The organism is Altererythrobacter sp. H2 (assembly GCF_035319885.1).
Lineage (GTDB): Bacteria > Pseudomonadota > Alphaproteobacteria > Sphingomonadales > Sphingomonadaceae > 34-65-8.
In genome coordinates, this window is sequence record NZ_CP141285.1 from 1,488,397 (window position 1) to 1,511,922 (window position 23,526).

Consider the following 23,526-nt stretch of genomic DNA (forward strand, 5'->3'; position numbering starts at 1 on the left):
GTTCGGTTACCTGGTTGGCCGCGCTATTCGGCGGGCATCACCGCATCGGCATAAGGGCTGTCGAACCTGGCGATCAGCGCCCGGTCATCCAGCTTCCACGGATGGAACCCCGGCATCAGGATCGCGGCCCATTCGCCGAACATCCGCCGCATCATCCCCGGCTTCCACCACAGGAAAGCATAGAGCTTGCGCCGCGCCTGCTTGCGGCTGAAACCGTCCTGCTCCAGCAGGCCGATGGCGTCGCGGATGCGGTTACCGAAATACTTCTTCGTGATCAGCACGGCGATCAGCGAGCGGACCTTCCACCGCTTCCACGCGCTCCATTCGCGGGTGGCGTGGAGCCATACGTCATAGACCAGCCCCTTGTGCTCGATCTCTTCAGTCGCGTGCCAGCGCCAGACGTCGGCCGCGACCGGGTCGGCCCCGGCGAGGTATTCCGGATGCACCAGCAGTTGGCGGCTGATCACTGCGGCGAAATGCTCGAGCGCGATTGTGACCGCCAGGTTGAATTCGGGCGGGCGGCCCGCGGTCAGTTCAAGCATGGCATGGATGCCCTGGTCGATGCTTTCGACATCGTAGCCGTGATCCTGTACGATCCGGTTGAACGCGACATGTTCGCGGGTGTGGTTCACTTCCTGCCGGGTGAAGGCCTTGACCTCTGCTGCCAGCTTGGGCGGCAGGTCAGCCCGGAAAGCCTTGAGGGTGTCGATAAAGAACGCTTCGCCCCGGGGCAGGCTGGCCGAAACCGAATTGTACCACGCGGTCGCCACTGGATCATTCGAATGCCACCAGCGCGGAACAAGGTGATCGCGGTCAAACCGCTGGTCACGGATGATCAGGGCATGTTCTTCCGGCGTGGCGCTCCCGCCAGCGACAGTTGACTTGCCGAGCGGCTGCGCGCGCTCTAGGTCGAGCTTTGTTTGGTCACCCATAGATTAACATACTATTAGGCATAGATTTCCATGGCAAGTCGCAAGCGCTGGACCCCTGAAGAATCCCGTACGGCGGCGCTTCAGGCGGCGCGCAGCCTTCTGATCGAAACCGGGCCTCAGTCCGTAACGCTCAAGGCCGTCGCCGGCCGGATCGGGCGCACACACGCCAATCTGCTGCACCATTTCGGTTCGGCATCAGGGCTCCAGAAGGAGCTGGCCCGGCATCTCGCAGAGACCGTGTGCGAGTCGATCAGGGATGCCGTGCGGGCCACCCGTGCGGGCCTCGGCTCCCCGCGCGAAGTGGTCGATCTGGCGTTCGATGCCTTTGACAAGGAAGGGGCCGGCGCGCTTGCGAGCTGGATGATCCTGACGGGCAACGAAGACGCGCTTTCGCCCATTGTCGAGACGATTCACCAGCTGGTCGACGAGATCGCCCAGGATGAAGCAACCCACACTGGCGAAGCCATGCGGGTGCACGAGGACACCCTGGCGCTGGTGCTGATGGCGATGGGCGATGCCCTGATCGGATCGGCGCTGGCCCGGTCGCTCGGCTTGCCCGAAACGGCCGCGCGCGACCGTGCCCAGCGGATGCTGGAAAGCTCGATCGCCGCGTTCAATCAGCTGGCTTGAGCGCGTCTGCGAGCCAGCCGGGGGCGGAGTCCGGGGCGATGTCCTCCACCCGGCGATAGTCCACGGCCAGGTCCAGTCCGGGGTAGGCGGCGCGCTGGCGCTTTTCGTCCGACTGGGCCAGCGGCACCACCACCAGGCGCCGGTTGACCTTTTGCCGCCAGTTCATCCGGGCGGTGTTCTCCTGCCCGATATAACAGCCCTTGGTGAAGCTGACGCCGTTCAGCTCGGCGGCATTGGTTTCCAGCCAGAGGAGGTCGCCCAGCTCGGCGCGGCCCTCGGCGACGCCCAGTGAGAGGCGGTGCGCCAGCCAGGCGGCGTCGCCCGCGCCATCACTATCGAAAACTGGCCCGACCGACCGCTGGCCGAGTGCGGCAAGGCGCGGATCATCCGCGCCCTCTTGGTCGAGGCTCCAGAACACGCCAAGCGCATCGTCCCGCGCAATCGCCAGCTTGCGGCGCAGGCGGTAGAGCGAGAGCCGGCGTACCAGCTCGTCAGCGTGCTCCCCCTCGCAATCGAGCAGCAGGTCGTCGCCATCGGCCCAGACCAGAAAATCGAACATGTGCTTGCCCTGGGCGCTGAGCAGGGCCGCATAGACAGGCAGTCCGCCGGTCACGTCGTTGGTGACGAGTCCCTGAAGGAAATCGCGTGCGCTTTCGCTGGTGTCGGTCGGGGAAATGCGGATCACGGCGCGGGAGGCCAAACGGTGTGTCGTCATGCGTGACAGATAGGGCGGGGCGCGACTAAGGGAAGCCCTTATGGAATCGCTGACAATCCGCCGCCCCGATGACTGGCATCTCCACTTCCGCGATGGTGCGGTCATGCACGGGGTCGTGCCCTACACCGCGCGCCAGTTTGCCCGCGCGATCGTGATGCCCAACCTGTCGCCGCCGGTCACGACCACCGCGCTTGGCGCTGCCTATCGCGATCGGATCCTGGCGGCCGTGCCGCAGGGTGTCGATTTCACCCCGCTGATGACCTGCTATCTGACCGACAACACCGATGCAGGCGACATTGCCCACGGTTTTGCCAGCGGCGTGTTCACCGCAGCCAAGCTTTATCCGGCAGGGGCCACCACCAATTCGGACAGCGGGGTGACGGATATCCGGCGGCTCGACCAGGTGCTGGAGCGGATGGCCGAAATCGGCATGCCCTTGTGCATCCATGGCGAGGTCACTGACCATGATGTCGACGTGTTCGACCGCGAGGCGGTGTTCATCGAACGCACGCTCGCCCCGCTGGTGGCGCGGCTGCCGCAGCTGAAGGTCATCTTCGAACACATCACCACTGAAGATGCGGTGCAGTTCGTGGACGGATCCGGGCCCGGCATCGGCGCCACCATCACGCCGCAGCACCTCCACCTCAACCGCAATGCCATGCTGGTGGGGGGGATCCGTCCCCATGCCTATTGCCTGCCGGTCGCCAAGCGGGAGAAACACCGTCTGGCGCTGCGTGCGGCAGCCACGTCGGGCTCGACGAAGTATTTCCTTGGCACCGACAGCGCGCCCCATGCGCGCGAGGCCAAGGAATCGGCCTGCGGCTGTGCGGGCATCTTCAACGCGCCGTTCGCACTGGAAACCTATCTCGCTGTGTTCGACGAGGAGCGCGCGCTGGACCGGTTCGAGGCCTTTGCCAGCGAAAACGGCCCGCGGTTCTACGGGCTGCCGCTCAATGAAGCACGCATCAGTCTGGAGCGGGCCGAGGTCAAGGTGCCGGAGCTGCTGGACGTGAACGGCACCATGATCGTGCCATTCCACGCAGGTGAAACGCTTGGCTGGCGCCTAGCCGGCTGAGGCCGCCCGCCGCCGCGCCAGCAGATCCCACACGAATACAGCCAGCGCAGACCAGATCAGCACGAAGCAAGCCAGCTGGAGCCAGTCGAGCGGCTGCCCGAAAAGCGTCAGCCCAAGCACGAACACGATGGTGGGGGCGATGAACTGGATCATGCCCAGAACCGAATAGTCGAGCCGTCGGGCAGCTACCGCGAACATCAACAGCGGCACGGCGGTAATCACCCCGCCGAGCATGATCGCGAGGCTGAGGCCCAGATCTTGCCCGAAGGCAGGCCCCGCCGGTGTGCCGGCATAGTACCAGGCGATGGCGAGGGCCGGGGGCAGCAGGATCGCCGTTTCAATGGTCAGGCCCGGCACCGATCCGACCACCACCTGCTTGCGCAGCAGGCCATAGAACCCGAAGCTCATTGCCAGGGTGAGGCTGATCCACAGCGTGGTCAGCGCACCGCCGAGAAGTAACCCGACACCGCAGGCTGCCAGCGCCACCGCCAGCCATTGCAGCCGGGTCAGCCGCTCGCGCAGGAAGACCGTGCCGAGCACGACATTGAGCAGCGGATTGATGTAATAGCCAAGGCTGGCAGCCAGCACCTCGCCGCGCTGGATGGCCCAGACATAAACCAGCCAGTTGATCCCGATCAGGGTGGCGCTGCCAGCCAGCAGCAGCAGGCTGCGCCGGTCTGCCAGGGCGACTCGCAAGTCCGGCCCCTGCTTGCGCCAGGCAACGATCAGCAGGCACACCGGCAAGGTCCAGATGATCCGCCAGCCGACGAATTCAAACGGCGGCACCTCGCGCACCAGCAACAGGTAGACCGGCAGAAAACCCCACATCACGTATGCTGCCAGCGCAGGCGGCAGGCCGGACGGGACGGGCGGAGTGTTGTCTCGGTCCATGGCAGGCGCGCTAGGCCCCGCGCACAGCCCCGGCAAGCGGCAATCGGTCGGCACAGGGCCTCCGTTCATCGCAAAATCGAAACCTGCACAAGCCGTTGCAGTCCGTTCAGGAAAGGCGGGTTATTCCTGAACTCACCGAGCGGCCGGTTATCCCACTCTCCGCTCTTGAACGGGAAAAGGACGAACGATGACCCGCATGACCTTGAAGTTCGCTGCCCTGGCACTTGCTGCTCCTGCGCTGGCCGTTGCAACCCCATCCGCTGCTCAGGTGACGGCGGATGCGGCTGCATGGATGCCGCAGAACATGGCCCACAACTATGACACCGCTGCCAACGGTGGCGACCGTTACCGCAAGTATGACAACTATCGTAAGGGCCGCGGCTATGACCGCCGCAACGACCGTCGATATGACCGCCGGTACGACCGCCGCGAGGCCCGCAGCTATGACCGGGGCTATTACGAAGAGCCGGTCTATCGCGATACCCGCGTGTGGCAGGGCAATGACGGCCGTTATTACTGCCGCCGCAAGGATGGCACCACCGGCCTGTTGATCGGCGGTGCCGCCGGGGCGCTGCTTGGCCGCGAGATTGCCGGGCGCAACGGTGACCGGACGCTCGGGGCCATTCTCGGCGCGGCGGGCGGAGCCCTGCTCGGTCGTGAGATCGACCGCGGCAGTTCGCGCTGCCGGTAAGCCATGAAACCAGCTTCGGGCCGCACCCACCTGCGGCTCGCAGCGCAGCCCTCAACCCGCTGCGGAAGGCGCCTCGGACCATCCGGTCCGGGGCGCCTTCGACCGTGGGGTAGGGTCAAATTAACCACGGGCCGCTAAGTCACCCCGATGAAGTCCGCCCGCTCCTGCGCGATGCCGCTGGCGCTCGTCGCTCCATTGCTGTTGGCGGCTTGCAGCGACGCGCCTGGCGAGATCGGGCCGCAAGAGGACCTCGATCCCGCCGTGGCGCATGCGCTGAACGAGCCCCTGATGACCGATCCCGATCTGGTGTCATCGAACGAGGCCAATGCAGCACTCACCGGCTCGCAGGATCACTCGCTCCCCGCAGACATCGCCACGCCGGAGGCGATCCGTGAGGCGCAGGACCGTGCCGTGGCCCTGCTCGGCGGGAGCGGAGCGGTGCCCCGCCTGCCCGAGCCGGGCCCGCTGGGCCCCGAAGGCGAGGTGTCGCCGCTGGTCATGCTCGAAGGCGTTGCCACGCAGGTGCCGGGCCTGGAAAAATGTCTCGCGGGCGCCCGCTATGGTTTTGGCTGGGCGGCCCTCCTGCCAGGCTCAAGTCCGGTTTTCCCCCGCGGCACCACCATCGAGGCGCTCGGTAGTGACCGGCAGGGCTGCGCATTTCGCGCGGTGCGCTTTCGCAGCCCCGTTCCCGCCGAAGATATGGCAGCGTTCTATTTCGGCAAGGCAAGCCAGGGCGGCTATGCGGTCACCTATCGCCGGGGTGACGATGTCTGGCAGATCGAAGGGCGCAAGCGCGGCGCCAGATTGCTGGTCCGGGGGCGCCCATCCTTTCTGGGCCACCAGGAAGTCGACCTCGTGACGGGTGGTGCAGGCCCGCCGGCGGCCTGACCTCAGCCTTCGCTGAAGCCCACGCCCACGCTGGCACGCGGCTGCTCCATTTCGGTGCTGGCCACGGGATAGGCGCAATAGTCTGCCGCGTAATAGGCTGAAGGGCGGTGATTGCCCGAAAGACCCAGGCCGCCGAACGGGGCCTTGGACGATGCGCCGTTGGTGGGCCGGTTCCAGTTGATCACTCCGGCGCGGACATTGGCCCAGAAACGGCTGTAATCCTGCGGGGTTCCGCCAATCAGTGAAGCCGAAAGGCCGAACCGTGTCCGGTTGGCTTCGGCAATGCCTTCATCAAGATCAGCCACCCGGATCACCTGAAGCAGGGGGCCGAACAGTTCGACATCGGGCCGGTCCTTTATCGCGGTCGTGTCGATTATTCCCGGGGTGAGGAACGGCCGGTCGTTGTCGGGCCGGGTCATGTGGCGGATCGCCTTGCCCCCGTGGGACAGGAAATAAAGGAAGCTCTCGACCAGCTGCTCGGCCGCGTCGTTGTCAATCACCGGGCCCATGAACGGGGCCGGCTCGGCAAAGGGTTCGCCCACGATGATGCGGGACGTCAGCGCTTTGACCTCCTGCATCAGCGGGTCGTACATGCTGTCCTTCACGATCAGCCGCCGCGCCGCGCTGCATCGCTGCCCTGCGCTGGTGAAAGCCGACTGGACGATCAGCACGGCAGCATCGGAAATCTTCGGCGTGTCCATCACCACGATCGGGTTGTTGCCGCCCATTTCCAGCGCCACGATCTTGCCGGGATTGGTGGCGAGCCGCTTGTTGATGGCAATCCCGACGCGTGCCGATCCGGTGAAGAGGACGCCGTCGACACCGGGGTGCGCGACCAGCTCCTGCCCTTCCTGCGGGCCGCCGATGAACAGCTGGGCCACGGCGGCAGAGATCCCGGCGCGGTTGAAGCAGGCCATCAGCCGCTCTGCCGTGGCGGGGGTCTTCTCGCTCGGCTTGAAGATCACGGCATTGCCCGCAATCAGCGCAGGCACGATATGTCCGTTGGGCAGGTGGGCCGGGAAATTGTATGGCCCCAGCACGACCATCACGCCGTGCGGCTTGTGCCGGACAGCGGACGATCCCTGCAGGGCGCTGTCGAGTTTCTTCTGGCCCGTCCGCTCGGCGTAGGCGTTGACCGAAATGTCCACTTTCGCGACCACCGATTCCACTTCGGTGCGGGCTTCCCACATCGGCTTGCCGGTTTCCCGGGCAATTGTTTCGGCCAGACGGTCGGCATCCTTGCGCACTTCGTTGGCAAAGCGGCGGACCAGTTCGATCCGGGTGGCTAGCGGCTGGGCTGCCCAGGCGGGCCAGGCGCGGCGGGCGCGGTCAACAGCTTCGGCAACATTGCCGATCTTGCCGCGCCAAAGTTCAACGCCAGTGGCCGGTTCGAAAGAGACGATATCGGATTGGGACACGATCGACGTCCTTCCTATCAGGCTGGTTGTGTGTTTCCCGCGAAGAGGCATGGTTGGCAAAGAGCTAACGAGCGGGCTTCTACCCGGAGTCGCATAAGGGTCAACAATCTTGGCCGCTTGTTTAATCCCGATTAGTCTTGATTAACGTTTGTAAGCACGGCAGATACCACGCTGCTTTTACGAGACGTAAGGCACTGGCGCCCCTGACGGGTGTCATTTCAGGGGCAAACAGGGGCGCGCCGTCTGGCACGGTGACAGTTCCATTCCCTGCATAAACGGGTCGCATCCGTTGGCCGCAGCGTGACACGCGCGCGGTTTTAGTTCTGCTCAGGCTTCGGCCGGTGGGAGTTTATGTGATGCGTAAGAATTCCGGATATCTCGGTGGTCTGGGCCTGGCGGGCTCGACCCTGGCGTTTGCCGTCGTGGCGATGACCACGATGACCGCTGCCCCGGTGGCGGCAGAAGAGTGCTTGCTCGACGATGGCGATCCCGCGTTTGAAGGCGTGGTTGATGACGCACTGCTCGTACCGCCGACCGATTCGACCGGCGGCGCAGTCTCGACCGGACCGGGAAGCACCGATTCGCTCGCATGCGGCCCGAATGCACAGGCAACGGGGGCAAACAGCACCGCGGTTGGGGCAAACACTTCGGCGACAGGTGACCAATCGACCGCCGTGGGCAGCCTTGCCTCCGCAGGTGGGCGCAATTCCGTCGCGATGGGCCGCGTCGCTACCGCATCCGGTAGCGAAGCGGTCGCCATGGGCTTCCGTTCCACGGCCAGCGGTGCCAACTCGGTCGCCTTGGGGCGTGAGAGCCAAGCCACAGGCGCTGGTGCCTTTGCAGCGGGCTCTTTCGCGCTTGCTTCGGGTCGCGCCTCGACCGCAACCGGCTTTGGGGCGGCGGCGCAGGGCGAAACCTCGACTGCTGTCGGGACGCTCGCGGTCGCATCGGGCGACGATGCTGTGGCGATTGGTGAATCGGCTATTTCTTCCGGCCTGAACTCCGTCTCGGTCGGTTCGGAAAGCTCGGCAACGCAGCCGGGCACGTCGGCCTTCGGCTGGCGCGCCAATGCGACCGGCGTCCGTTCGACGGCGCTCGGTCACCTGACAGTAGCGAGCGGCACCCGCTCGACTGCGGTGGGTGAAGCAGCGCAGGCAACCGGTTCCCAATCAATTGCGGTTGGCAACCTGGCATCATCGACCGCCGTCCTCAGCGTGGCGATTGGTGGTGACAACGATGGCAACTTGATTGGTGCCACGGCCAGCGGCCCCGGCGGTGTTGCCATCGGTGGTGATGCTGATGCGAGTGGTTTCATATCCACTGCGCTGGGGGTCAGCAGCACTGCGTCAGGGGATCAAGGCACTTCGCTCGGCGGTTTCTCGACCGCCTCGGGCGACTTCAGCACGGCGGTTGGTATCGGTGCCAGTGCGACTGGCTTTGCCAGCAACGCTTATGGTGGCGGCGCCAATGCTTCTAATGAATTCACCGTCGCAATCGGCAACCTTTCCCAAGCCACTGGCGCTGCTGCCAATGCCATTGGGAATGGCTCAAACGCATCGGGTAGCTTCTCCGTCGCTCTGGGCAACGTAGCCCAAGCCACCGGAAACAATTCGGCTGCGCTGGGCAATGGTTCCGTGGCAGCCTTCGACAACTCGACCGCCGTCGGCGTCGGGACCGTCACCGACCGTGCTGGCCAGGTCAAGCTGGGCAACACGGGCAGCTCGGTAACGGTTGGCGATATCGCCGCCAGCACCGCCGCCCAGACCGGGACCCTCTTCATGGCCACCACCGATGCCAGCGGTACGCTGGGCCAGGGCGTGGACGTGAGCACGCTGGCTTCGGTTGCCCAGGTCGATGCGCTCGACGGACGTCTCACGACGGCCGAAGGTGATATCGTTGTTCTCGACGGACGTCTGACCACGGCCGAGGGCGACATTGTGGCACTCGACGGGCGCCTGACCACGGCGGAGGGCGACATTGTGGCGCTCGACGGACGCCTAACCACGGCCGAGGGTGACATTGTCGCTCTCGACGGACGTCTGACGACGGCTGAAGCAGGGATCGCCACCAACGCTTCGGCCATCGCTGCCAGCGCCACCGCAATTACGGCGCTCGACACGCGGGTCACGACCAACGAAGCCAACATCGCCACCAACACCACGAATATCGCGGCCAATGCTTCGGCGATCACGGCTCTCGACACGCGGGTCGCGACCAACGAAACCAACATCGCGACAAACACGGCGAACATCGCGACGAACACCGCCAACATCGCCACCAACACCACGAATATCGCGGCCAATGCTTCGGCAATCACGGCGCTCGATACGCGGGTGACCACCAACACCAGCAACATTGCCACCAACACGGCCAATATTGCTGTGAACGCTGGTAACATCGCCACCAACACAGCCAATATCGCTGTGAACGCTGGCAACATCGCCACCAACACCACCAATATTGCCGCGAACACGGCAGCAATCGGGGTGCTTGATACGCGGGTGACCACCAATACGACCAACATTGCTGCCAACTCGACGGCAATCAACGGTCTCAACACCCGGGTGACGGCAAACACCACCAACATCGCAGCTCTGCAGACCCTGACTCAGACCCATACCGGACAGATCAACCAGCTGTTCGGTGAAACCGCTGCCAACCGCGCAGCGATTGACCGGTCGAACGAAGGTGTGGCCATGGCGCTCGCGATGGAATCGCCGATGCTTCCCGCAGGCACCACGTTCGCTCTCTCGGGCGGCGTCGGTTACTTCGAAAGCCAGGGTGCCGGCACGCTCGCCATCTCGGCCCGGGTCAGCGAAAACGCTGCCTTCTCGGCCGGCGTCGGTATCGGCTTCGACAGCGGCGAAGTCGGTGCACGTGGCGGCTTCCAAGTCGCCTGGTAAGCCGTTACAGCTGCGGTCATGAAATTGATCGCCCGAAACAGGAAGATGCCGGGGCTTCGCGCTCCGGCATTTTTCTTTGCCGCCCTGGCCTGTGCCGCCACCGCTCCTGCTTTTGCGCAGGTCCAGCAAGTGCAGGGGCAGCCGACCGTCCAGCCGCCGGCTTCCATGCGCCCGACGCCCAGCCAGCTCGAACTGTCGAAGCTGATCTGGTCCACTTTTGCCGCAGTCGACCATGCCAACCGTTCGGGCAATTATTCGGTGCTGCGCGACATATCCTCGCAAGGGTTCCAGATTGCCAACACCGCGTCGCGCCTGTCGGAGATTTTTGCCGGGTTGCGCAATTCGCAGATCGATCTGTCGAACGCCTTCCTCGTGCCGCCCACATACCTTGAGGCGCCACGGCTGGTGCGCGAGGACCTGTTCCAGGTGAAAGGCCTGTTCCAGCTCCGCCCGATTTCGCTGGCTTTCGACTTCACTTACCAGTGGGAACAGGGGCGCTGGAAACTCTACGCGATCAACATCACCCCTGCCGAAATGGTCCAGCAGGCACCGGCCGCACGCTAGGCCGTTCCGGCTTCAGCCATGGCCTGCCGGTGCGGGAACCGGCCCCAGCGCTTCCCCCATGCGCCGGATCTGCGTGACCTTATCATGGAGCGGACGCCAGTCGTCACGCTCGTCAATGGCGGACCAGAGCGCCTCGACCTCATCGATCAGCAGGGAAACCGGTGCTTCCTCGCGCCACCAGGCACGCGCATAGCGTGAGTCATGATAGCCAGCGAGGGCGTCCTTGACCGGTCCATCCACAAGCTGGCGGGCGCGGATGCGGTGGAAGAAGGCGTCAGGTTGTTCTCTGCTGTCCCGCATGGTTGCCTCGCAGGCCGCCACCAGGGCCATGTCGGCCTCGCCGCCCTTGGGCTCCACGCCCAGACGCCAGCACCAGCGCCGGGCGACCGCTGCCATGTAGAGCGGCCCGAACCGCTCCAGCGCGGCGATCAGCGGCGGGGCGTCTGCCAGCAGGCGCAGTGCCACCGCCAACTGCCCGCAGTTCCAGTGGACCGCCTCCGGCTGACGGCCGAAGGCATAGAGCCCGCCATGGTCGAAATAGGCGGCGGTAAACCCCTGGTCCCATGTGGGCAGCCAACGCCAAGGGCCATAGTCGAAACTCTCGCCCGAAATGTTCATGTTGTCAGTGTTGAGCACGCCGTGGACGAACCCTGCCACCATCCATGCAGCAGCCAGATCGGCCACCCGTTCCACCACCTGATGGAGCAGGATTACCGCTGGCTGCTCACGCCCGGGCGCATCCTGCGGCGGAAGCGGGCCGGGGAACTGTGCCAGGCAGTAGTCGACCAGCTGCGCCATCTCGTCGGCCTGCTCCAGCGCCAGCAGCCGCTGGAAGGTGCCGAAGCGGATGTGTCCGTGGCTGAGCCTGGTCAGCACGGCAGAGCGGGTGGGGGAGGGCTCGTCGCCGCGCCACAGCTTCTCGCCGGTTTCGATCACGGAAAAGGTCTTCGATGTGTTGACGCCCAGCGCCTCCAGCATTTCGGTCGCGAGGATTTCGCGGACCGCGCCTTTGAGCGTCAGCCGCCCGTCGCCGCTGCGCGACCATGGCGTCTGGCCCGATCCCTTGGTGCCGAGGTCGAGCAATCGCCCTTCGCCGTCCCTCAGCTGGGCAAACAGGAACCCGCGCCCGTCCCCGATTTCGGGGTTGTAGACCCGGAACTGGTGGCCGTGATAGCGCAGGGCGAGCGGCTGGGGCAGGTTGCCGGGCAGCGGTTCGAACCGGCCGAAGTGGCGTTCCCACTCCGCATCGGTCAGACGGTCAAGCCCCACGGCCCTGTCCCACCTGTGGTTGCGGAAACGGATCGTCGTGCCGGGAAAGTCAGCCGCAGCCACCGGGTCGCCCAGCCAGGGGGCCAGGGGCAGGATTGCGGGATCGGGGCGATACGGCGCGGCTTGCGGTTCTGGTCGCATCGCGCGATAGTGGGCGCGGGCGTCCGTGCTGGCAAGGCAGGGCGCCGCATTGTTTTTCCAGAGCAGCATTTCCGGGGGTTGGCAGAGCGCAGATGGACACCAGTTACCAGGACCGCTTCTGGACCAGCCCTGACGGCTTGAAACTGCATTTTCGCGATTACCCGGGCCGGGACGATCGCCTGCCGGTTCTTTGCCTGCACGGGCTGACCCGCAACGCGCGCGATTTCGAGCAGCTGGCAGCGCATCTGGCGGGGGAACGCCGGATCCTCGCCCTCGACATGCGCGGGCGCGGTGACAGCGAATATGCGCGCGACAGCGCCACCTACAATCCGGTCACCTATGTCGGCGATGTCATCGCGCTGCTGGAGCAGGAGGGGATCGCGCAGTTCATTGCGGTTGGCACTTCGCTCGGCGGGCTGATGACCATGCTGATGGCCTCGATTGCGCCGCAGCGCCTTGCCGGGGCCGTGCTCAATGACATCGGGCCGGAGGTTGATCCGTCCGGTATTGACCGGATTCGCGAATACCTGGGGCAGGCACGCAGTTTCCCGACCTGGATGCACGCGGCCCGCGCCTTGCAGGAAGTTCACGGGGCATCGCACCCCGGCTTTGCCATCGAGGACTGGCTGGCGATGGCCAAGCGGTGCATGGTGGTGCAGCAGAACGGCCGGATCGGGTTCGATTACGACATGGCGATTGCCGAGCCGTTCCGCGATGCCGAAGGGGCTGTGCCGCCTGACCTGTGGCCTGCGTTCGAGGCGCTTGCGGCTGCACCGCTGCTGATTGTTCGCGGGGGCGCATCCGACCTGCTGAAGCCTGAAACGCTGGCGGAAATGCTGCGCCGCCATCCCGATGCCGAAGCGGTCACCATTGCCGATGTGGGCCATGCCCCCACGCTCGATGAGCCGGAAGCCGTGGCCGCTATCGACCGGCTGCTTGCCCGCCTTCCATGAGCAGAAAGCCCGGCGCTTTCCCGCGCATCCTGCATCTCCATTCGACCTTCTCGGCGGGCGGAAAAGAGCTTCGCTGCGCCCGTCTGATCAACGCCTTCGGGCCGCGGGTGGAGCATAGCATCGTATCGGCAGAGCCCGAGCGGATGGAAGCGGCAAAGCACATTTCCGCCTCAATTCCCGTCCGTTACCCGGCAGATTTGCCGACGCTTGTCGGGCGGCCCACACCGGGCCGGCTGCAGCGGCTGGCCAGGGCGATGGCCGGATACGACCTGATCCTCACCTACAACTGGGGGGCGATGGATGCGGTCATGGCGCATACCCTGTTCGGCGAAGCACTGGGCCTGCCGCGGCTGATCCACCATGAGGACGGGTTCAACGCCGACGAGCGGGACAAGCTCAAATGGGGGCGCAACTGGTATCGCCGCATCGCCCTGGGCCGGGCCAGCGGGCTGGTCGTGCCCTCCGAAACGCTGGAGCGGATTGCACTGGAAGTGTGGGACCAGCCGATCGGGCGGGTCAGGCATATCCCCAACGGGGTCGATACCGCCCGCTTCGGCAAGCGGTGCCGCGCCGATGCCCTGCGCGGCGTGGTGAAGCGCCCGGACGAGCTGTGGGTGGGGACACTCGCGGGCCTGCGCCCGGTCAAGAACCTGACGCGGCTGGTCCGCGCCTTTGCCGGGTTGCCCGCGCAGTGGCAGCTGGTGATCGTTGGCGAGGGGCCGGAGCGGGAGGCAATCCGCGCCCAGGCCTTGCAACTCGGTATCGAGCACCGCGTTCACCTGCCCGGCTTCGCCTCCGATCCGGCCCGCTTCGCCGGTCTGTTCGACATTTTCGCCTTGTCGTCCGACAGTGAACAGGCCCCCATTTCGCTGATCGAGGCGATGGCTGCAGGCTGCGCTGTCGCCTCCACCGATGTGGGCGACGTGGCGGCGATGGTGGCTGAGCCGAACCGCCCTTTCATTGCCGCAAACGAAGCCGGGCTTGGCGCCGCCCTGTCTGCCCTTGCCACGGATGCGAACCTGCGGTCGAGCCTTGGCGAGGCCAACCGGGCCAGGGCGCGTGAAGCCTTTGATGAAAAGGCCATGATCGCCGCCTACCGCCGGCTCTATTCGTCTGCCCTGGGGGGCGACGGCCTGCCCAAACCCTGAACCGGCCTTCACCCTCTGTTCACGCGGCGGGGGACAGGCACTGGCCGATGCAGGATTGTAAGTTGAATTGGCTCGCCCATCCGCTTAACACCGCGCCCGGATAGACAGCATAGCGAAAGAGCCTCTGTGGCCCTCACACCGACCAGCAACAAGACCGCCGAAGAGAAGAAAGCCGCGCAGGACGAAGTCCTGATGCGCGAGATCGACGATGCCGTGCGGGAGGACCAGTTTGCGGAATTTGCCGCACGCTATGGCAAGCCCATCCTTGGCGTGGTGGCGGCGGGGCTGCTGGCCTTTGCCGGCTACTTGTGGTGGGACGGGCAGCAGGAGGCCTCGCTGGAGGCCGATTCCGAAACTCTCGTCAGCGCGCTGGACCAGATCGAATCCGGCAACCTCGATTCCGGCGCAGCCACCTTGGAAACGCTGATTGCCGAAGGGAACGACGGCGCTGCGGCCATGGCCAAGCTGCTCAAGGCCGGTGTGATCATGGAGCAGGGCAAGCCGGCCGACGCAGCCCGCCTCTATGCTGAAGTGGCTGCATCGGGCGATAGCCCGCCCGCGCTGCGTGACCTCGCCACCGTTCGCGAGATCGCCGCGACCTTTGACACGCGCAAGCCGGACGAAGTGATTGCCCGGCTCAAGCCGCTGGCGGTGCCCGGCAACGCCTATTTCGGCAGCGCCGGGGAAATGGTCGCCATGGCCTATCTGGAACAGGGCAAGCGCCGCGAGGCCGGAACCCTGTTCGCCGAAATCGCCAGGAGCGAGGACGTGCCGGAAGGGCTCAGGTCGCGTTCGCGCCAGATGGCCGGCCTTTTGGGGGTCGATGCGATCGAAGACGTCAACGAAGTGCTCGAAGCGACGCGGCTCGATGACGGTAGCGCCGCACCGGCACCATCGGGCGAATAAGATGCAGGAAACGAAGTCCATGATGCGTAAACCAGTCGGTACCCGTTCACTGCGCCTTGCAGCCGTGGCCCTGCTTGCAACAAGCCTCGGCGCTTGCAGCGGCGGGCTGTTCGGCGGGGGCGACGACAAGACCACGCCGACCATCGGGACCCGTGTGCCCATCCTTTCGAAGATCGAGAGCGGTGCGGTGGTCGATCCTGCCCTGGCAGAAATTGCCGTTGTCCTGCCCCCGGCTCAGAGCAATCCGGCATGGCCGCAGGCTGGCGGCACGGCAAGCAAGTCTTACGGGCACCTAGCCCTGGGCGGCAGCGTGTCACGCGCCTGGACTGCGCAGATTGCCGGATCCAACAATCGCCGCCGGCTGGCCGCATCGCCCGTGGTGGGCGACGGGATGCTGTTCTCGGTCGATACCTCCGGCACGGTTCACGCCTTTGACGCGCAGACCGGGGCACGGCGCTGGTCCTACCAGATGGAACTGGCCGGCAACCTGCAGAACGCCGCTTTCGGGGGCGGGGCCAGCTTTGACAGCGGACGGGTCTATGCCACCAACGGCGTGGGCGAAGTCGTGGCGCTCGATGCGGCAACCGGCACCCAGGTGTGGAAGGTCAAGCCGGCTGGCCCGCTGCGCGGATCGCCCACGGTCGCCTTCAACACTGTGTTCGTGATGACGCAGGACAACCAGATCCACGCGATGACCGCCGCCACGGGTGAGCCGGTTTGGAGCGAAACGGGATCGATCTCGCAGGCCGGTGTGTTCGGCGTTGCCGCCCCGGCCGCCGGGCAGGGCACGATCGTGGCAGGCTACAGCTCGGGCGAGCTGGTTGCCTACCGGTACGAGAACGGCCGCACCTTGTGGTCGGACGCGCTGGCACTGACCTCGATCTCGACCCAGGTTGGCTCGCTGACCGATATCGACGCCGATCCGATCATCGACCAGGGCCGCGTCTATGCGTTGGGCCAGGGCGGCCGCATGGCAGCCTACGAACTGGTCACCGGACAGCGCCTGTGGGAACTCAACGTCGCCGGGATCTCGACCCCGGCCATCGCCGGTGAGTGGATTTTCGCTCTCACAGACGATTCCCGCCTGCTCGCCATTGCCCGCTCCACCGGCAAGATCCGCTGGATCACGCAGCTCGCCCGCTTCCGGGATGAAGAGGACAAGGAAGGCCCGATCTTCTGGACCGGTCCTGTGCTGGCCGGGGGCAACCTGTGGGTCGCCAGCAGCCGGGGCGAGCTCTACCAGGTCAGCACTGGCGAAGGTTCAGCCAGCCTCCATTCCGATCTGGGGGCTTCGGTCAGCCTGGCGCCCGTGGTCGCGAACAACACGCTCTACGTGCTGGACGACGACGGCCGGATCCACGCTTTCCGCTGAGCGGGCAGGCGCGTTACGCCGGCTTTAACCCTTTTATCCTAGTTCCCTCGCGTGATGAGCGCGAGCCAAGCCCCTGCTGGCAGCCCGGCCAAGGCTGAAGGCCTGCCGCGAAGCGACGTGTCCGCAGGCGTGGGCCTGGCGGGCCTGCTGGGGCTGTTCGTGTGGATCCTGTTCTGCCGCAACTATCCGGCCTTTGCTGACTGGCTGGCGCTGCCCGGCCCGCGCGAGCGGCTGACCGGGCCGCACGCTGCGCTCACCGCGATGCTGTTCTCCAGCGTGCCGATGGTTCTGTGGTCAGTGCTGGTCGACAAGGTCCACCGCAATCCTTCGACCGGGATCGACTGGGACAACAAGCGCCCGCTGGCCGATGTCCTGCCCGCATCGCTGGTCAAGCTGGCCGGGCTGTGGGCGACCTGGCTGATCCTTGCCGGGCTCTATTGCCTGGGCCGGTGGTACTGGGACGGGCAGTACCTGTTCGCGATGAAGGTGCTGGGCGTGGCAGCGATCCCGCTGTTCGTGCTCTCGGTGCCTTATGTCCTGTGGCTTGACCGGGTGACGAAGGAGCCGCGTGATCACGCCTGGCATTTCGGTGCCATGCTGATCGGACGCGAACCCTATGATCCGGACGAGGTGAAGAAGCATTGGCGCGCGTGGATCATCAAGGGCTTTTTCGGCGCATTCATGATTTCGATACTCCCCGGCGGGTTTGCCGCGGTGGTCGCGGCCGACCTCACCGACATCACCAATCAGCCGGTGCGTTTCGCCCTTATCCTGATCGAGCTGCTGTTCGTGATCGACGTGCAGATCGGCACAGTCGGCTATCTGCTGACCCTGCGCCCGCTCGATGCCCATATCCGCAGCGGCAATCCGTTTCTGGCGGGCTGGCTGGCGGCGCTGATCTGCTATCCGCCGCTGGTCTACGCCTTCATGGGCCCCACCGGAATGATCGCCTACGAGGTCAACACCCCGGGCTGGGCGCACTGGTTTGGCAATCATGCGGTGCTGCTGTGGTTCTGGGGCGCATGGCTGGTGTTCCTCACCGGCGTCTATGCCTGGGCCACGGTCGTGTTCGGAATCCGCTTTTCCAACCTGACCTATCGCGGGGTTATAACCCACGGCCCCTATCGGTTCACCCGCCACCCGGCCTACCTGTCCAAGAACCTGTTCTGGTGGAGCGCGACCTTGCCATTCCTCGTCACCAGTGGCTCACCGGTGGACGTGATCCGCAACACGGTGTTCCTCGCCGCCGTCAGCGGGATCTACTACTGGCGCGCGCGGACGGAGGAGGCGCATCTCCTGATGGAAGACGCCAAGTACCGCCAATACCATGCGTGGATGGGCGAGCACGGGGTCATTACCGCACCGCTCGGCCGCTTCGCGCGCCGCCTGCGCCCGCGCGGGCCGGTGCTGCAACCGCACCCGGCGGAATGATCAGAACAGCGAGGCGCCTTCGCCCGTCTCGTACTTGAGCGCTTCGGTCACCTGCATCCCGGTTCCGGCAATCGCAGCCTGGAAGGCAGCCATGTGCGGAGTGGAGAAATGGAACTTCAGCGCGTCTTCATCGCGCCATTTCTCGACAATGTGCATGGTGCCGGGATCGAGCACATCGGAGGTGAAACTGTAGGCAAGGCAGCCTTCCTCGGCCTGCGATGCGGCCACCATCGTGGCTATGGCTCCGCGCACGGCGTCGAGTGCGCCAGCGGGAATGGTGGCCTTGGCCAGCACGATCAGCATCCGGTATCTCCCTGTCAGAAGCTCAGCTTGTAGACCTGGCTCATGTCGCCCGCCCATTCGCCATTGTAGCAGTCAAGCAGACGCTGGGCCGGAACCTTGCCGCTGGCGACGATTTCGTCGAGCGTTTCGAGGAAACCCGTCTCGTTGTCGCCGCTGGTGTTGAGCCGGGCCCGGGCGGCCAGGCCTGCGCGCGCGATTGCCAGGGCTTCCTTGCCGATGTCCTGCAGCCTGCCGCCGCCGGGAACCGGGGCATCGAGCGCCAGCTTCGGCACGGCGCTGCGCAGTGCCTCGCGTTCGTCCATGGTCCAGTCCTTGACCAGATCCCACGCCGCATCGAGCGCGCCCTGATCGTAGAGCAGGCCGACCCAGAAGGCGGGAAGGGCGCAGATCCGGTTCCACGGCCCGCCATCGGCCCCGCGCATTTCAAGGAAGCTCTTCAGACGCACTTCGGGGAAGGCGGTGGAGAGATGATCCCACCAGTCGCTCTGCCGCGGCTTTTCACCCGGCAGGACCGAGAGCTTGCCGTCGAGGAAATCGCGAAAGCTGAGACCGGCGGCGTCGATGTACTTCCCGTCGCGGAAGACGAAGTACATCGGCACGTCGAGCATGTAATCGACCCATCGTTCGTACCCGAACCCGTCCTCGAACACGAACGGCAGCATGCCGGTGCGGTGCGGGTCGGTGTCGCTCCAGATATGGCTGCGGTAAGAGAGATAGCCGTTGGGCTTGCCCTCGGTGAAGGGCGAATTGGCAAACAGCGCGGTCGCCAGCGGCTGAAGCGCCAGCCCGACGCGGAACTTCTTCACCATGTCGGCCTCGCTCGAATAGTCGAGGTTGACCTGGATGGTGCAGGTCCGCAGCATCATGTCGAGGCCCATGCTGCCCACCCGGGGCATGTGGCGCAGCATGATGTCGTAGCGGCCCTTCGGCATGATCGGCAGCTCGGCGCGGGTCTTGTCCGGCCACATGCCGAGGCCGAGGAAGCCGACCCCGCAGGCGTCGCCCACTTCCTTGACCTGTTTCAGGTGACGCCCGGTCTCGTTGCAGGTTTCGTGCAGGTTTTCCAGCGGCGCGCCCGACAGTTCGAGCTGGCCAGCCGGTTCCAGGCTGACTGCGCCATCCGCACCCTTGAGGGCGATAACCTTTCCGCCTTCCTCCACCGGTTCCCAGCCGAACTTCTGCATGTTCAGCAGCATATCGCGGATACCGCAGGGCTCGTCGTAACTCGGGGCGCGGAAATCATCCCGCTTGTAGACCAGCTTCTCGTGCTCGGTGCCGATCCTCCACGCGCTTTTCGGCTTCTCGCCGAGCTGCATCGGGGCGACCAGCTGGTCGCGGGATTCGATGATCGGGTCATCCCCGGCGGAGGTTTCGCGCGTGCTCATAGGGCCCGCGTTAGGCAAGCGACGGCCGCCGCGCCAGCGGAATTATGAGAGTGCCGAAGTGCTTTCACCGCGCCAGTCCCCCGAGGTTCCCATCCAGAGTGCCAGCGCCGCAATCGCCGCTGTCTCCCCGCGCAGTATTCGCGGACCAAGGGTGATCGGTTTCACCGCCGGATGGGCGCGCAGAAGCTCGCGCTCCCGGTCATCGAACCCGCCTTCCGGACCGACCAGGATCGCGGCGGGCGTGCCGTGGGCGGCAAAGGCTTGCGCGGCGGGTTCGCCGCCCAGTTCGTCGGCAAAGAACAGGGCGCGTCCGGCCGGCCAGCCTCGCAACAAGGCGTCGAGCGAAACCGGCGCGGTCAGCTCGGGCAGGGCGGTGCGGGCGCATTGCTCGGCAGCTTCGGTCACCACGGTCCGTGCCCGTTCGGGGTTGAGCTTGTCGGCCACGCAGCGGCGGGTCAGCACCGGCTGGATTCGCGCTACGCCCAGCTCGGTCGCCTTCTCCAGCACGAGGTCGAACCGGTCCTTCTTGAGCAGGGCCGGACACAGCCACACATCCGGCACCGGTTCGCGTGGGCGCAGGTGCCGGTCTGCCTCCACCACCACGGTGCGCTTGCCCGCTTCGATTACCGTGCAGGCCCATTCCCCGGTCATGTCGTCGCACAGGATCACCGCGTCGCCGGGGGCCACCCGCATGACCTTGCCGAGATAATGCGCCGGGTTCCCTTCCAGCGTGACCGTGCGCCCGAGCGCCAGTTCTTCGCCGACAAACAGGCGGGGGGCACTTCGCGGCGGCCAGGCTGGGGTTGCGGGCATGGACCTGCCATAACCACATCGCCTGACCGGGCAAAAGCGGTGATTTCCTACAGCGGCAAAATCTGCCAGCGTTCGAATGGTCCTGTTATCCGGCTCAGGCGGCTCAGGCGGCTCAGGCTGCATAGGGGGGCGGGGCGGGGGTGTGTCCCGACTGTCAAGTACGGCACAATATGGTAAAGGCATGAAATTGCGTAATAATATCCCGAATCAAGCGCTTGACACCGTGTCAACTTCGTCAAGTTCGGGCGAAGCACATCCATGACCGGCCCGGGCGAAACCGTTGTCCCCGATAGCGAACATCACGGCCTTGTCGCGCGCCTGCCGCAGGGGCTGCGCGACCTCGCGCTGCTGGCGCGGTTTGACCGGCCGATCGGCTGGTGGCTGTTGTTCTGGCCCTGTGTCTGGGGCGTGTGGCTGGCGGGCGCAGGCTGGCAGTGGCCGCTGCTCGGCTGGCTGCTGCTCGGCAGCATCGCCATGCGCGGGGCGGGGTGCGTCTACAACGACATTGTCGATGCCGATCTTGACCGGCAGGTCGCCCGCACCGCTGCGCGGCCCGTCGCCAGCGGGCGGGTGAGCCGCAAGAAGGCCTGGGCCTGGCTCGCCGCGCTGTCGCTGGTCGGGCTGGTCGTGCTGCTGCAATTGCGCTGGGAGGCGCAGATTGTCGCGCTGGCGAGCGTCGCGCTGGTTGCGGCCTATCCCTTCATGAAGCGGATCACCTGGTGGCCGCAGGCGTGGCTGGGGCTGGTGTTCAGCTGGGGCGCGCTGGTCGGCTGGACGCAGCTGCGCGGCGACAACTGGGACGTGCTGGCCGCGCTATACCTCGGCACGGTGTTCTGGGTGATCGGGTACGACACGATCTACGCCCTGCAGGACCGGGAGGATGACGCACTGGTGGGCATCCGCTCCTCGGCGCTGCGATTGGGCGAGAAAGTGCGCGGCGGGACATTGCTGTTCTACGCGCTCGCCGTGGCGCTGTGGGCGCTGGCGTTCTGGCTCTACCGGGCGGACTGGATCGCGCTGCTGGCGCTGATCCCCGCCGCGGCACACCTCGGCTGGCAGGTCATGACGCTTGATCCGGCCGACGGGGCCAACCCGCTCGAGCGGTTTCGCTCCAACCGCTGGACCGGGGCGCTGGTTGCCGCCGCCTGCTTCGTGGTGGGCAACGCGTAATGTGCAATCTCTACCGCATGACCAGGACGCCGGCCGAAGTCGCGGCATGGTTCGATGCGGTCGAGGCGACTGGCGGGGCAAACTTCGGCGCGGAGGTCTATCCCGGCTACCCCGGGCTGGTGGTGGCGACAGGCGAGGTGCGGCGGATGACCTGGGGCTTTCCCTTGGTGCTCAAGGGCAAGCAGGGCCAGCCCTTGAAGCCCAAGCCGGTCAACAATGCCCGCAGCGACAAGCTCGACAGCTTCTTCTGGCGGCACAGCTTCGCCGAGCGGCGCTGCCTGATCCCGCTGACCGGCTGGGCCGAGGCGCAAGGCCGGCGCGGGAAGATGACCCGCACCTGGCTCAGCCTGCCCGATGAACCGCTGTTCGCCGCCGCTGGTGTATGGCGGCAGAGCGACGAATGGGGCGCGTGCTACGCGATGGTGATGACTGCCTCGGAAGGTTGCGCGGCGGCGGATGTGCACGAGCGGATGCCGGTGCTGCTGGGGCGAGAGGCATGGGCCGGGTGGACACAAGGCTCGCCGGAGGAGGCGATGGGCTTGTGCGCGGCGTGGTCAGGCGAGCTGGCGATCAACCGGACAGCGCAGCCATGGGCTGGAGGTGCGGCACCCGCAACGCTGCTCTAAAGTCCTCCCCTTTTGGGGGCGAATCTTACTCCGCCACTTTGCCGCCCTTCATCACCCAGTCGACATCGGCCAGCGCGGTGACGTCGGTCAGCGGGTCGCCGTCGACTGCGATCAGGTCGGCGTAGGCACCGGGACGCAGGGTGCCGACTTTGCCCGACTGGCCGAGCGCGGCGGCGGCGGTCACGGTGGCGGCGCGGATCGCCTCCAGCGGGGTCATGCCGTATTCGACCATCGTGGCAAACTGCCCGCCGACTTCCTCGTGCGGCATCACGCCCGCGTCACTGGCGAAGACCATCTTGACGCCCGCCTTGTGCGCCTTGCGGAAGTTGTCGCGCTGGATCTGGGCCACTTCGCGGTCTTTGCGCAGGTTGTCTTCCAGCACCCCGTTGGCCTTGCCGGTGCGCTGAGTGTAGTCGGTGTTGTAGATATCCATCGCGAAGAAGGTGCCCTTCTCGGCGGCCAGGCGAATGCCTTCGTCGTCGACCAGGCTGGCGTGCTCGATGGTATCGATCCCGGCGCGGATGGCCAGCTTGATGCCGGTCGCCCCGTGGGCATGGGCGGCGACCTTCAGGTCCCAGAAATGCGCTTCCTCGGCAATCGCGGTCAGCTCGGCGAGGGTCAGCTGCGCCTGCCCCGGCTCGGTGTTGCGGCTGAACACCCCGCCAGTGGCGCAGACCTTGATTACTTCGGCACCGTACTTGCGCTGTTCGCGCACCCGCAGGCGCAGCTCGTCCGGATTGTCGCCCACCGCCGGACTCTTGGCCTTGAAGCTGGGCGGCAGGTAGGTCTGGTCGCAGTGCCCGCCGGTCGCGCCGAGCGAGTAGTTGGCGTTGATGATGCGCGGCCCCGGCACCCAGCCTTCGCCGATGGCCTGATCCAGCCCGGCGACGTTGTAATCGCCATCACCCAGATTGCGCACGGTGGTGAACCCGGCCTTGAGCATCTTTTCGGCATTGGCGACTGCCAGCACGGTAGCGAACCGGTCCGTGAATTGGAGGCTGGAATAGCCGCCGTACTCCGGGCGCCCGTCAAGGTGCACGTGCATGTCGATCAGGCCGGGCAGCAGGGTATGGCCGGTAAGGTCGATCACCTCGGCACCCGCCGGAGCAGCGCCGCCGCTCGTCACCGACGCGATCAGGCCATCGGTCACGGTCACCAGCGGTGCATCGACATACTTGCCGGTTTCGACCTCCAGCAGGCGGTCAGCCTTGATGTAGACCGTTTCGGCCGCCGCCGGGGCGGCGCCGGCGATCACGGCAGCAAGGGCGGCAAGCGACAGGGCAGAGCGGTTCATGGGCAGTT

Annotated in this window: 22 protein-coding genes; 13 read left to right on the forward strand and 9 right to left on the reverse strand. The window is 65.8% G+C overall.

The genetic code is table 11. The features are described from left to right. Positions 1–23: 23 nt before the first annotated feature. Positions 24–932 carry a metal-dependent hydrolase gene (locus tag U4960_RS07650; RefSeq protein WP_324262945.1) on the reverse strand — a complete coding sequence of 303 codons (909 nt, stop codon included), beginning with the start codon at positions 930–932 and terminating at the stop codon, positions 24–26. 30 nt (positions 933–962) lie between these two features. Here U4960_RS07650 and U4960_RS07655 point away from each other — a divergent pair, with 30 nt between their 5' ends. Continuing rightward, a complete protein-coding gene (locus U4960_RS07655) occupies positions 963–1,562 on the forward strand; it encodes a TetR/AcrR family transcriptional regulator (RefSeq protein WP_324262946.1) in 600 nt (199 codons plus the stop codon). Here U4960_RS07655 and U4960_RS07660 read toward each other — a convergent pair. Next, positions 1,546–2,277, reverse strand: a complete 732-nt coding sequence (locus U4960_RS07660; protein WP_324262947.1) for a YgfZ/GcvT domain-containing protein — start codon at positions 2,275–2,277, stop codon at positions 1,546–1,548. The genes U4960_RS07655 and U4960_RS07660 overlap by 17 nt on opposite strands. A gap of 40 nt (positions 2,278–2,317) precedes the next feature. On the opposite strand from U4960_RS07660, the gene pyrC reads away from it, so the two are divergent. Beyond that, on the forward strand, positions 2,318–3,352 hold the full coding sequence (gene pyrC / locus U4960_RS07665) for a dihydroorotase (RefSeq protein WP_324262948.1): 1,035 nt from the start codon (positions 2,318–2,320) through the stop codon (positions 3,350–3,352). Here pyrC and rarD read toward each other — a convergent pair. Beyond that, on the reverse strand, positions 3,341–4,243 hold the full coding sequence (gene rarD, locus U4960_RS07670; RefSeq protein ID WP_324262949.1) for an EamA family transporter RarD: 903 nt from the start codon (positions 4,241–4,243) through the stop codon (positions 3,341–3,343). The genes pyrC and rarD overlap by 12 nt on opposite strands. Before the next feature lie 187 nt (positions 4,244–4,430). On the opposite strand from rarD, the gene U4960_RS07675 reads away from it, so the two are divergent. Together U4960_RS07675 and U4960_RS07680 are read left to right on the forward strand one after the other, a co-directional pair. Then, positions 4,431–4,934 (forward strand): glycine zipper 2TM domain-containing protein, encoded by a 504-nt coding sequence (locus U4960_RS07675; protein ID WP_324262950.1) that lies wholly within the window; start codon positions 4,431–4,433, stop codon positions 4,932–4,934. 147 nt (positions 4,935–5,081) lie between these two features. After that, on the forward strand, positions 5,082–5,822 hold the full coding sequence (locus U4960_RS07680) for a hypothetical protein (protein ID WP_324262951.1): 741 nt from the start codon (positions 5,082–5,084) through the stop codon (positions 5,820–5,822). A gap of 2 nt (positions 5,823–5,824) precedes the next feature. On the opposite strand, the gene astD is transcribed toward U4960_RS07680, so the two are convergent. Next, positions 5,825–7,240, reverse strand: coding sequence for a succinylglutamate-semialdehyde dehydrogenase (gene astD, locus U4960_RS07685; RefSeq protein WP_324262952.1), 1,416 nt, complete (start codon positions 7,238–7,240; stop codon positions 5,825–5,827). 356 nt (positions 7,241–7,596) lie between these two features. Here astD and U4960_RS07690 point away from each other — a divergent pair, with 356 nt between their 5' ends. Next, a complete protein-coding gene (locus U4960_RS07690) occupies positions 7,597–10,143 on the forward strand; it encodes a YadA-like family protein (RefSeq protein WP_324262953.1) in 2,547 nt (848 codons plus the stop codon). Between the two features lie 18 nt (positions 10,144–10,161). Next, the gene (locus tag U4960_RS07695) at positions 10,162–10,707 is read left to right on the forward strand and encodes a hypothetical protein (RefSeq protein ID WP_324262954.1); all 546 of its coding nucleotides are present in this window, start codon (positions 10,162–10,164) and stop codon (positions 10,705–10,707) included. Between the two features lie 12 nt (positions 10,708–10,719). Here the strand turns inward: U4960_RS07695 and U4960_RS07700 are convergent, their stop codons facing one another. Further along, entirely contained in the window at positions 10,720–12,117 is a 1,398-nt protein-coding gene (locus U4960_RS07700; RefSeq protein WP_324262955.1) for a protein adenylyltransferase SelO, read from the reverse strand. Between the two features lie 92 nt (positions 12,118–12,209). Here U4960_RS07700 and U4960_RS07705 point away from each other — a divergent pair, with 92 nt between their 5' ends. The 5 genes from U4960_RS07705 (at position 12,210) to U4960_RS07725 (ending at position 17,927) form a co-directional block, all read left to right on the forward strand. Next, positions 12,210–13,070, forward strand: a complete 861-nt coding sequence (locus tag U4960_RS07705; RefSeq protein WP_324262956.1) for an alpha/beta fold hydrolase — start codon at positions 12,210–12,212, stop codon at positions 13,068–13,070. After that, entirely contained in the window at positions 13,067–14,218 is a 1,152-nt protein-coding gene (locus tag U4960_RS07710; protein ID WP_324262957.1) for a glycosyltransferase, read from the forward strand. The genes U4960_RS07705 and U4960_RS07710 overlap by 4 nt, the downstream gene beginning before the upstream one ends. A 126-nt stretch (positions 14,219–14,344) precedes the next feature. Beyond that, positions 14,345–15,124, forward strand: coding sequence for a tetratricopeptide repeat protein (locus U4960_RS07715; RefSeq protein ID WP_324262958.1), 780 nt, complete (start codon positions 14,345–14,347; stop codon positions 15,122–15,124). A 19-nt stretch (positions 15,125–15,143) separates the two neighbouring features. After that, entirely contained in the window at positions 15,144–16,496 is a 1,353-nt protein-coding gene (locus tag U4960_RS07720; RefSeq protein ID WP_324262959.1) for a PQQ-binding-like beta-propeller repeat protein, read from the forward strand. Positions 16,497–16,550: 54 nt separating this feature from the next. After that, entirely contained in the window at positions 16,551–17,927 is a 1,377-nt protein-coding gene (locus U4960_RS07725; RefSeq protein WP_324262960.1) for a methyltransferase family protein, read from the forward strand. On the opposite strand, the gene U4960_RS07730 is transcribed toward U4960_RS07725, so the two are convergent. From U4960_RS07730 to U4960_RS07740, 3 genes are read right to left on the reverse strand one after another with little or no spacing between them, the layout of a single operon-like run. Beyond that, entirely contained in the window at positions 17,928–18,230 is a 303-nt protein-coding gene (locus tag U4960_RS07730) for a putative quinol monooxygenase (RefSeq protein ID WP_324262961.1), read from the reverse strand. A 14-nt stretch (positions 18,231–18,244) separates the two neighbouring features. Continuing rightward, positions 18,245–19,615 (reverse strand): glutamate--cysteine ligase, encoded by a 1,371-nt coding sequence (locus U4960_RS07735; protein WP_324262962.1) that lies wholly within the window; start codon positions 19,613–19,615, stop codon positions 18,245–18,247. Positions 19,616–19,657: 42 nt separating this feature from the next. Further along, positions 19,658–20,428 carry a 16S rRNA (uracil(1498)-N(3))-methyltransferase gene (locus U4960_RS07740; protein WP_324262963.1) on the reverse strand — a complete coding sequence of 257 codons (771 nt, stop codon included), beginning with the start codon at positions 20,426–20,428 and terminating at the stop codon, positions 19,658–19,660. A gap of 258 nt (positions 20,429–20,686) precedes the next feature. Here U4960_RS07740 and ubiA point away from each other — a divergent pair, with 258 nt between their 5' ends. Then, complete coding sequence (gene ubiA, locus U4960_RS07745) at positions 20,687–21,598, forward strand: 4-hydroxybenzoate octaprenyltransferase (RefSeq protein ID WP_324262964.1); 912 nt, start codon at positions 20,687–20,689, stop codon at positions 21,596–21,598. Further along, the gene (locus U4960_RS07750) at positions 21,598–22,224 is read left to right on the forward strand and encodes an SOS response-associated peptidase (protein WP_324262965.1); all 627 of its coding nucleotides are present in this window, start codon (positions 21,598–21,600) and stop codon (positions 22,222–22,224) included. Before ubiA ends, U4960_RS07750 begins: the two co-directional genes overlap by 1 nt. 25 nt (positions 22,225–22,249) lie before the next feature. Here the strand turns inward: U4960_RS07750 and U4960_RS07755 are convergent, their stop codons facing one another. Beyond that, complete coding sequence (locus tag U4960_RS07755; protein WP_324262966.1) at positions 22,250–23,518, reverse strand: metal-dependent hydrolase family protein; 1,269 nt, start codon at positions 23,516–23,518, stop codon at positions 22,250–22,252. Between the last annotated feature and the right edge of the window lie 8 nt (positions 23,519–23,526).

What these genes read in the sequence shown, in the direction of transcription:
- U4960_RS07650 (WP_324262945.1), bottom strand. Translation starts at nt 932, where the DNA reads ATGGGTGACCAAACAAAGCTCGACCTAGAGCGCGCGCAGCCGCTCGGC.
- U4960_RS07655 (WP_324262946.1), top strand. Translation starts at nt 963, where the DNA reads ATGGCAAGTCGCAAGCGCTGGACCCCTGAAGAATCCCGTACGGCGGCG.
- U4960_RS07660 (WP_324262947.1), bottom strand. Translation starts at nt 2,277, where the DNA reads ATGACGACACACCGTTTGGCCTCCCGCGCCGTGATCCGCATTTCCCCG.
- pyrC (WP_324262948.1), top strand. Translation starts at nt 2,318, where the DNA reads ATGGAATCGCTGACAATCCGCCGCCCCGATGACTGGCATCTCCACTTC.
- rarD (WP_324262949.1), bottom strand. Translation starts at nt 4,243, where the DNA reads ATGGACCGAGACAACACTCCGCCCGTCCCGTCCGGCCTGCCGCCTGCG.
- U4960_RS07675 (WP_324262950.1), top strand. Translation starts at nt 4,431, where the DNA reads ATGACCCGCATGACCTTGAAGTTCGCTGCCCTGGCACTTGCTGCTCCT.
- U4960_RS07680 (WP_324262951.1), top strand. Translation starts at nt 5,082, where the DNA reads ATGAAGTCCGCCCGCTCCTGCGCGATGCCGCTGGCGCTCGTCGCTCCA.
- U4960_RS07690 (WP_324262953.1), top strand. Translation starts at nt 7,597, where the DNA reads ATGCGTAAGAATTCCGGATATCTCGGTGGTCTGGGCCTGGCGGGCTCG.
- U4960_RS07695 (WP_324262954.1), top strand. Translation starts at nt 10,162, where the DNA reads ATGAAATTGATCGCCCGAAACAGGAAGATGCCGGGGCTTCGCGCTCCG.
- U4960_RS07700 (WP_324262955.1), bottom strand. Translation starts at nt 12,117, where the DNA reads ATGCGACCAGAACCGCAAGCCGCGCCGTATCGCCCCGATCCCGCAATC.
- U4960_RS07705 (WP_324262956.1), top strand. Translation starts at nt 12,210, where the DNA reads ATGGACACCAGTTACCAGGACCGCTTCTGGACCAGCCCTGACGGCTTG.
- U4960_RS07710 (WP_324262957.1), top strand. Translation starts at nt 13,067, where the DNA reads ATGAGCAGAAAGCCCGGCGCTTTCCCGCGCATCCTGCATCTCCATTCG.
- U4960_RS07720 (WP_324262959.1), top strand. Translation starts at nt 15,144, where the DNA reads ATGATGCGTAAACCAGTCGGTACCCGTTCACTGCGCCTTGCAGCCGTG.
- U4960_RS07725 (WP_324262960.1), top strand. Translation starts at nt 16,551, where the DNA reads ATGAGCGCGAGCCAAGCCCCTGCTGGCAGCCCGGCCAAGGCTGAAGGC.
- U4960_RS07730 (WP_324262961.1), bottom strand. Translation starts at nt 18,230, where the DNA reads ATGCTGATCGTGCTGGCCAAGGCCACCATTCCCGCTGGCGCACTCGAC.
- U4960_RS07735 (WP_324262962.1), bottom strand. Translation starts at nt 19,615, where the DNA reads ATGAGCACGCGCGAAACCTCCGCCGGGGATGACCCGATCATCGAATCC.
- U4960_RS07740 (WP_324262963.1), bottom strand. Translation starts at nt 20,428, where the DNA reads ATGCCCGCAACCCCAGCCTGGCCGCCGCGAAGTGCCCCCCGCCTGTTT.
- ubiA (WP_324262964.1), top strand. Translation starts at nt 20,687, where the DNA reads ATGACCGGCCCGGGCGAAACCGTTGTCCCCGATAGCGAACATCACGGC.
- U4960_RS07750 (WP_324262965.1), top strand. Translation starts at nt 21,598, where the DNA reads ATGTGCAATCTCTACCGCATGACCAGGACGCCGGCCGAAGTCGCGGCA.
- U4960_RS07755 (WP_324262966.1), bottom strand. Translation starts at nt 23,518, where the DNA reads ATGAACCGCTCTGCCCTGTCGCTTGCCGCCCTTGCTGCCGTGATCGCC.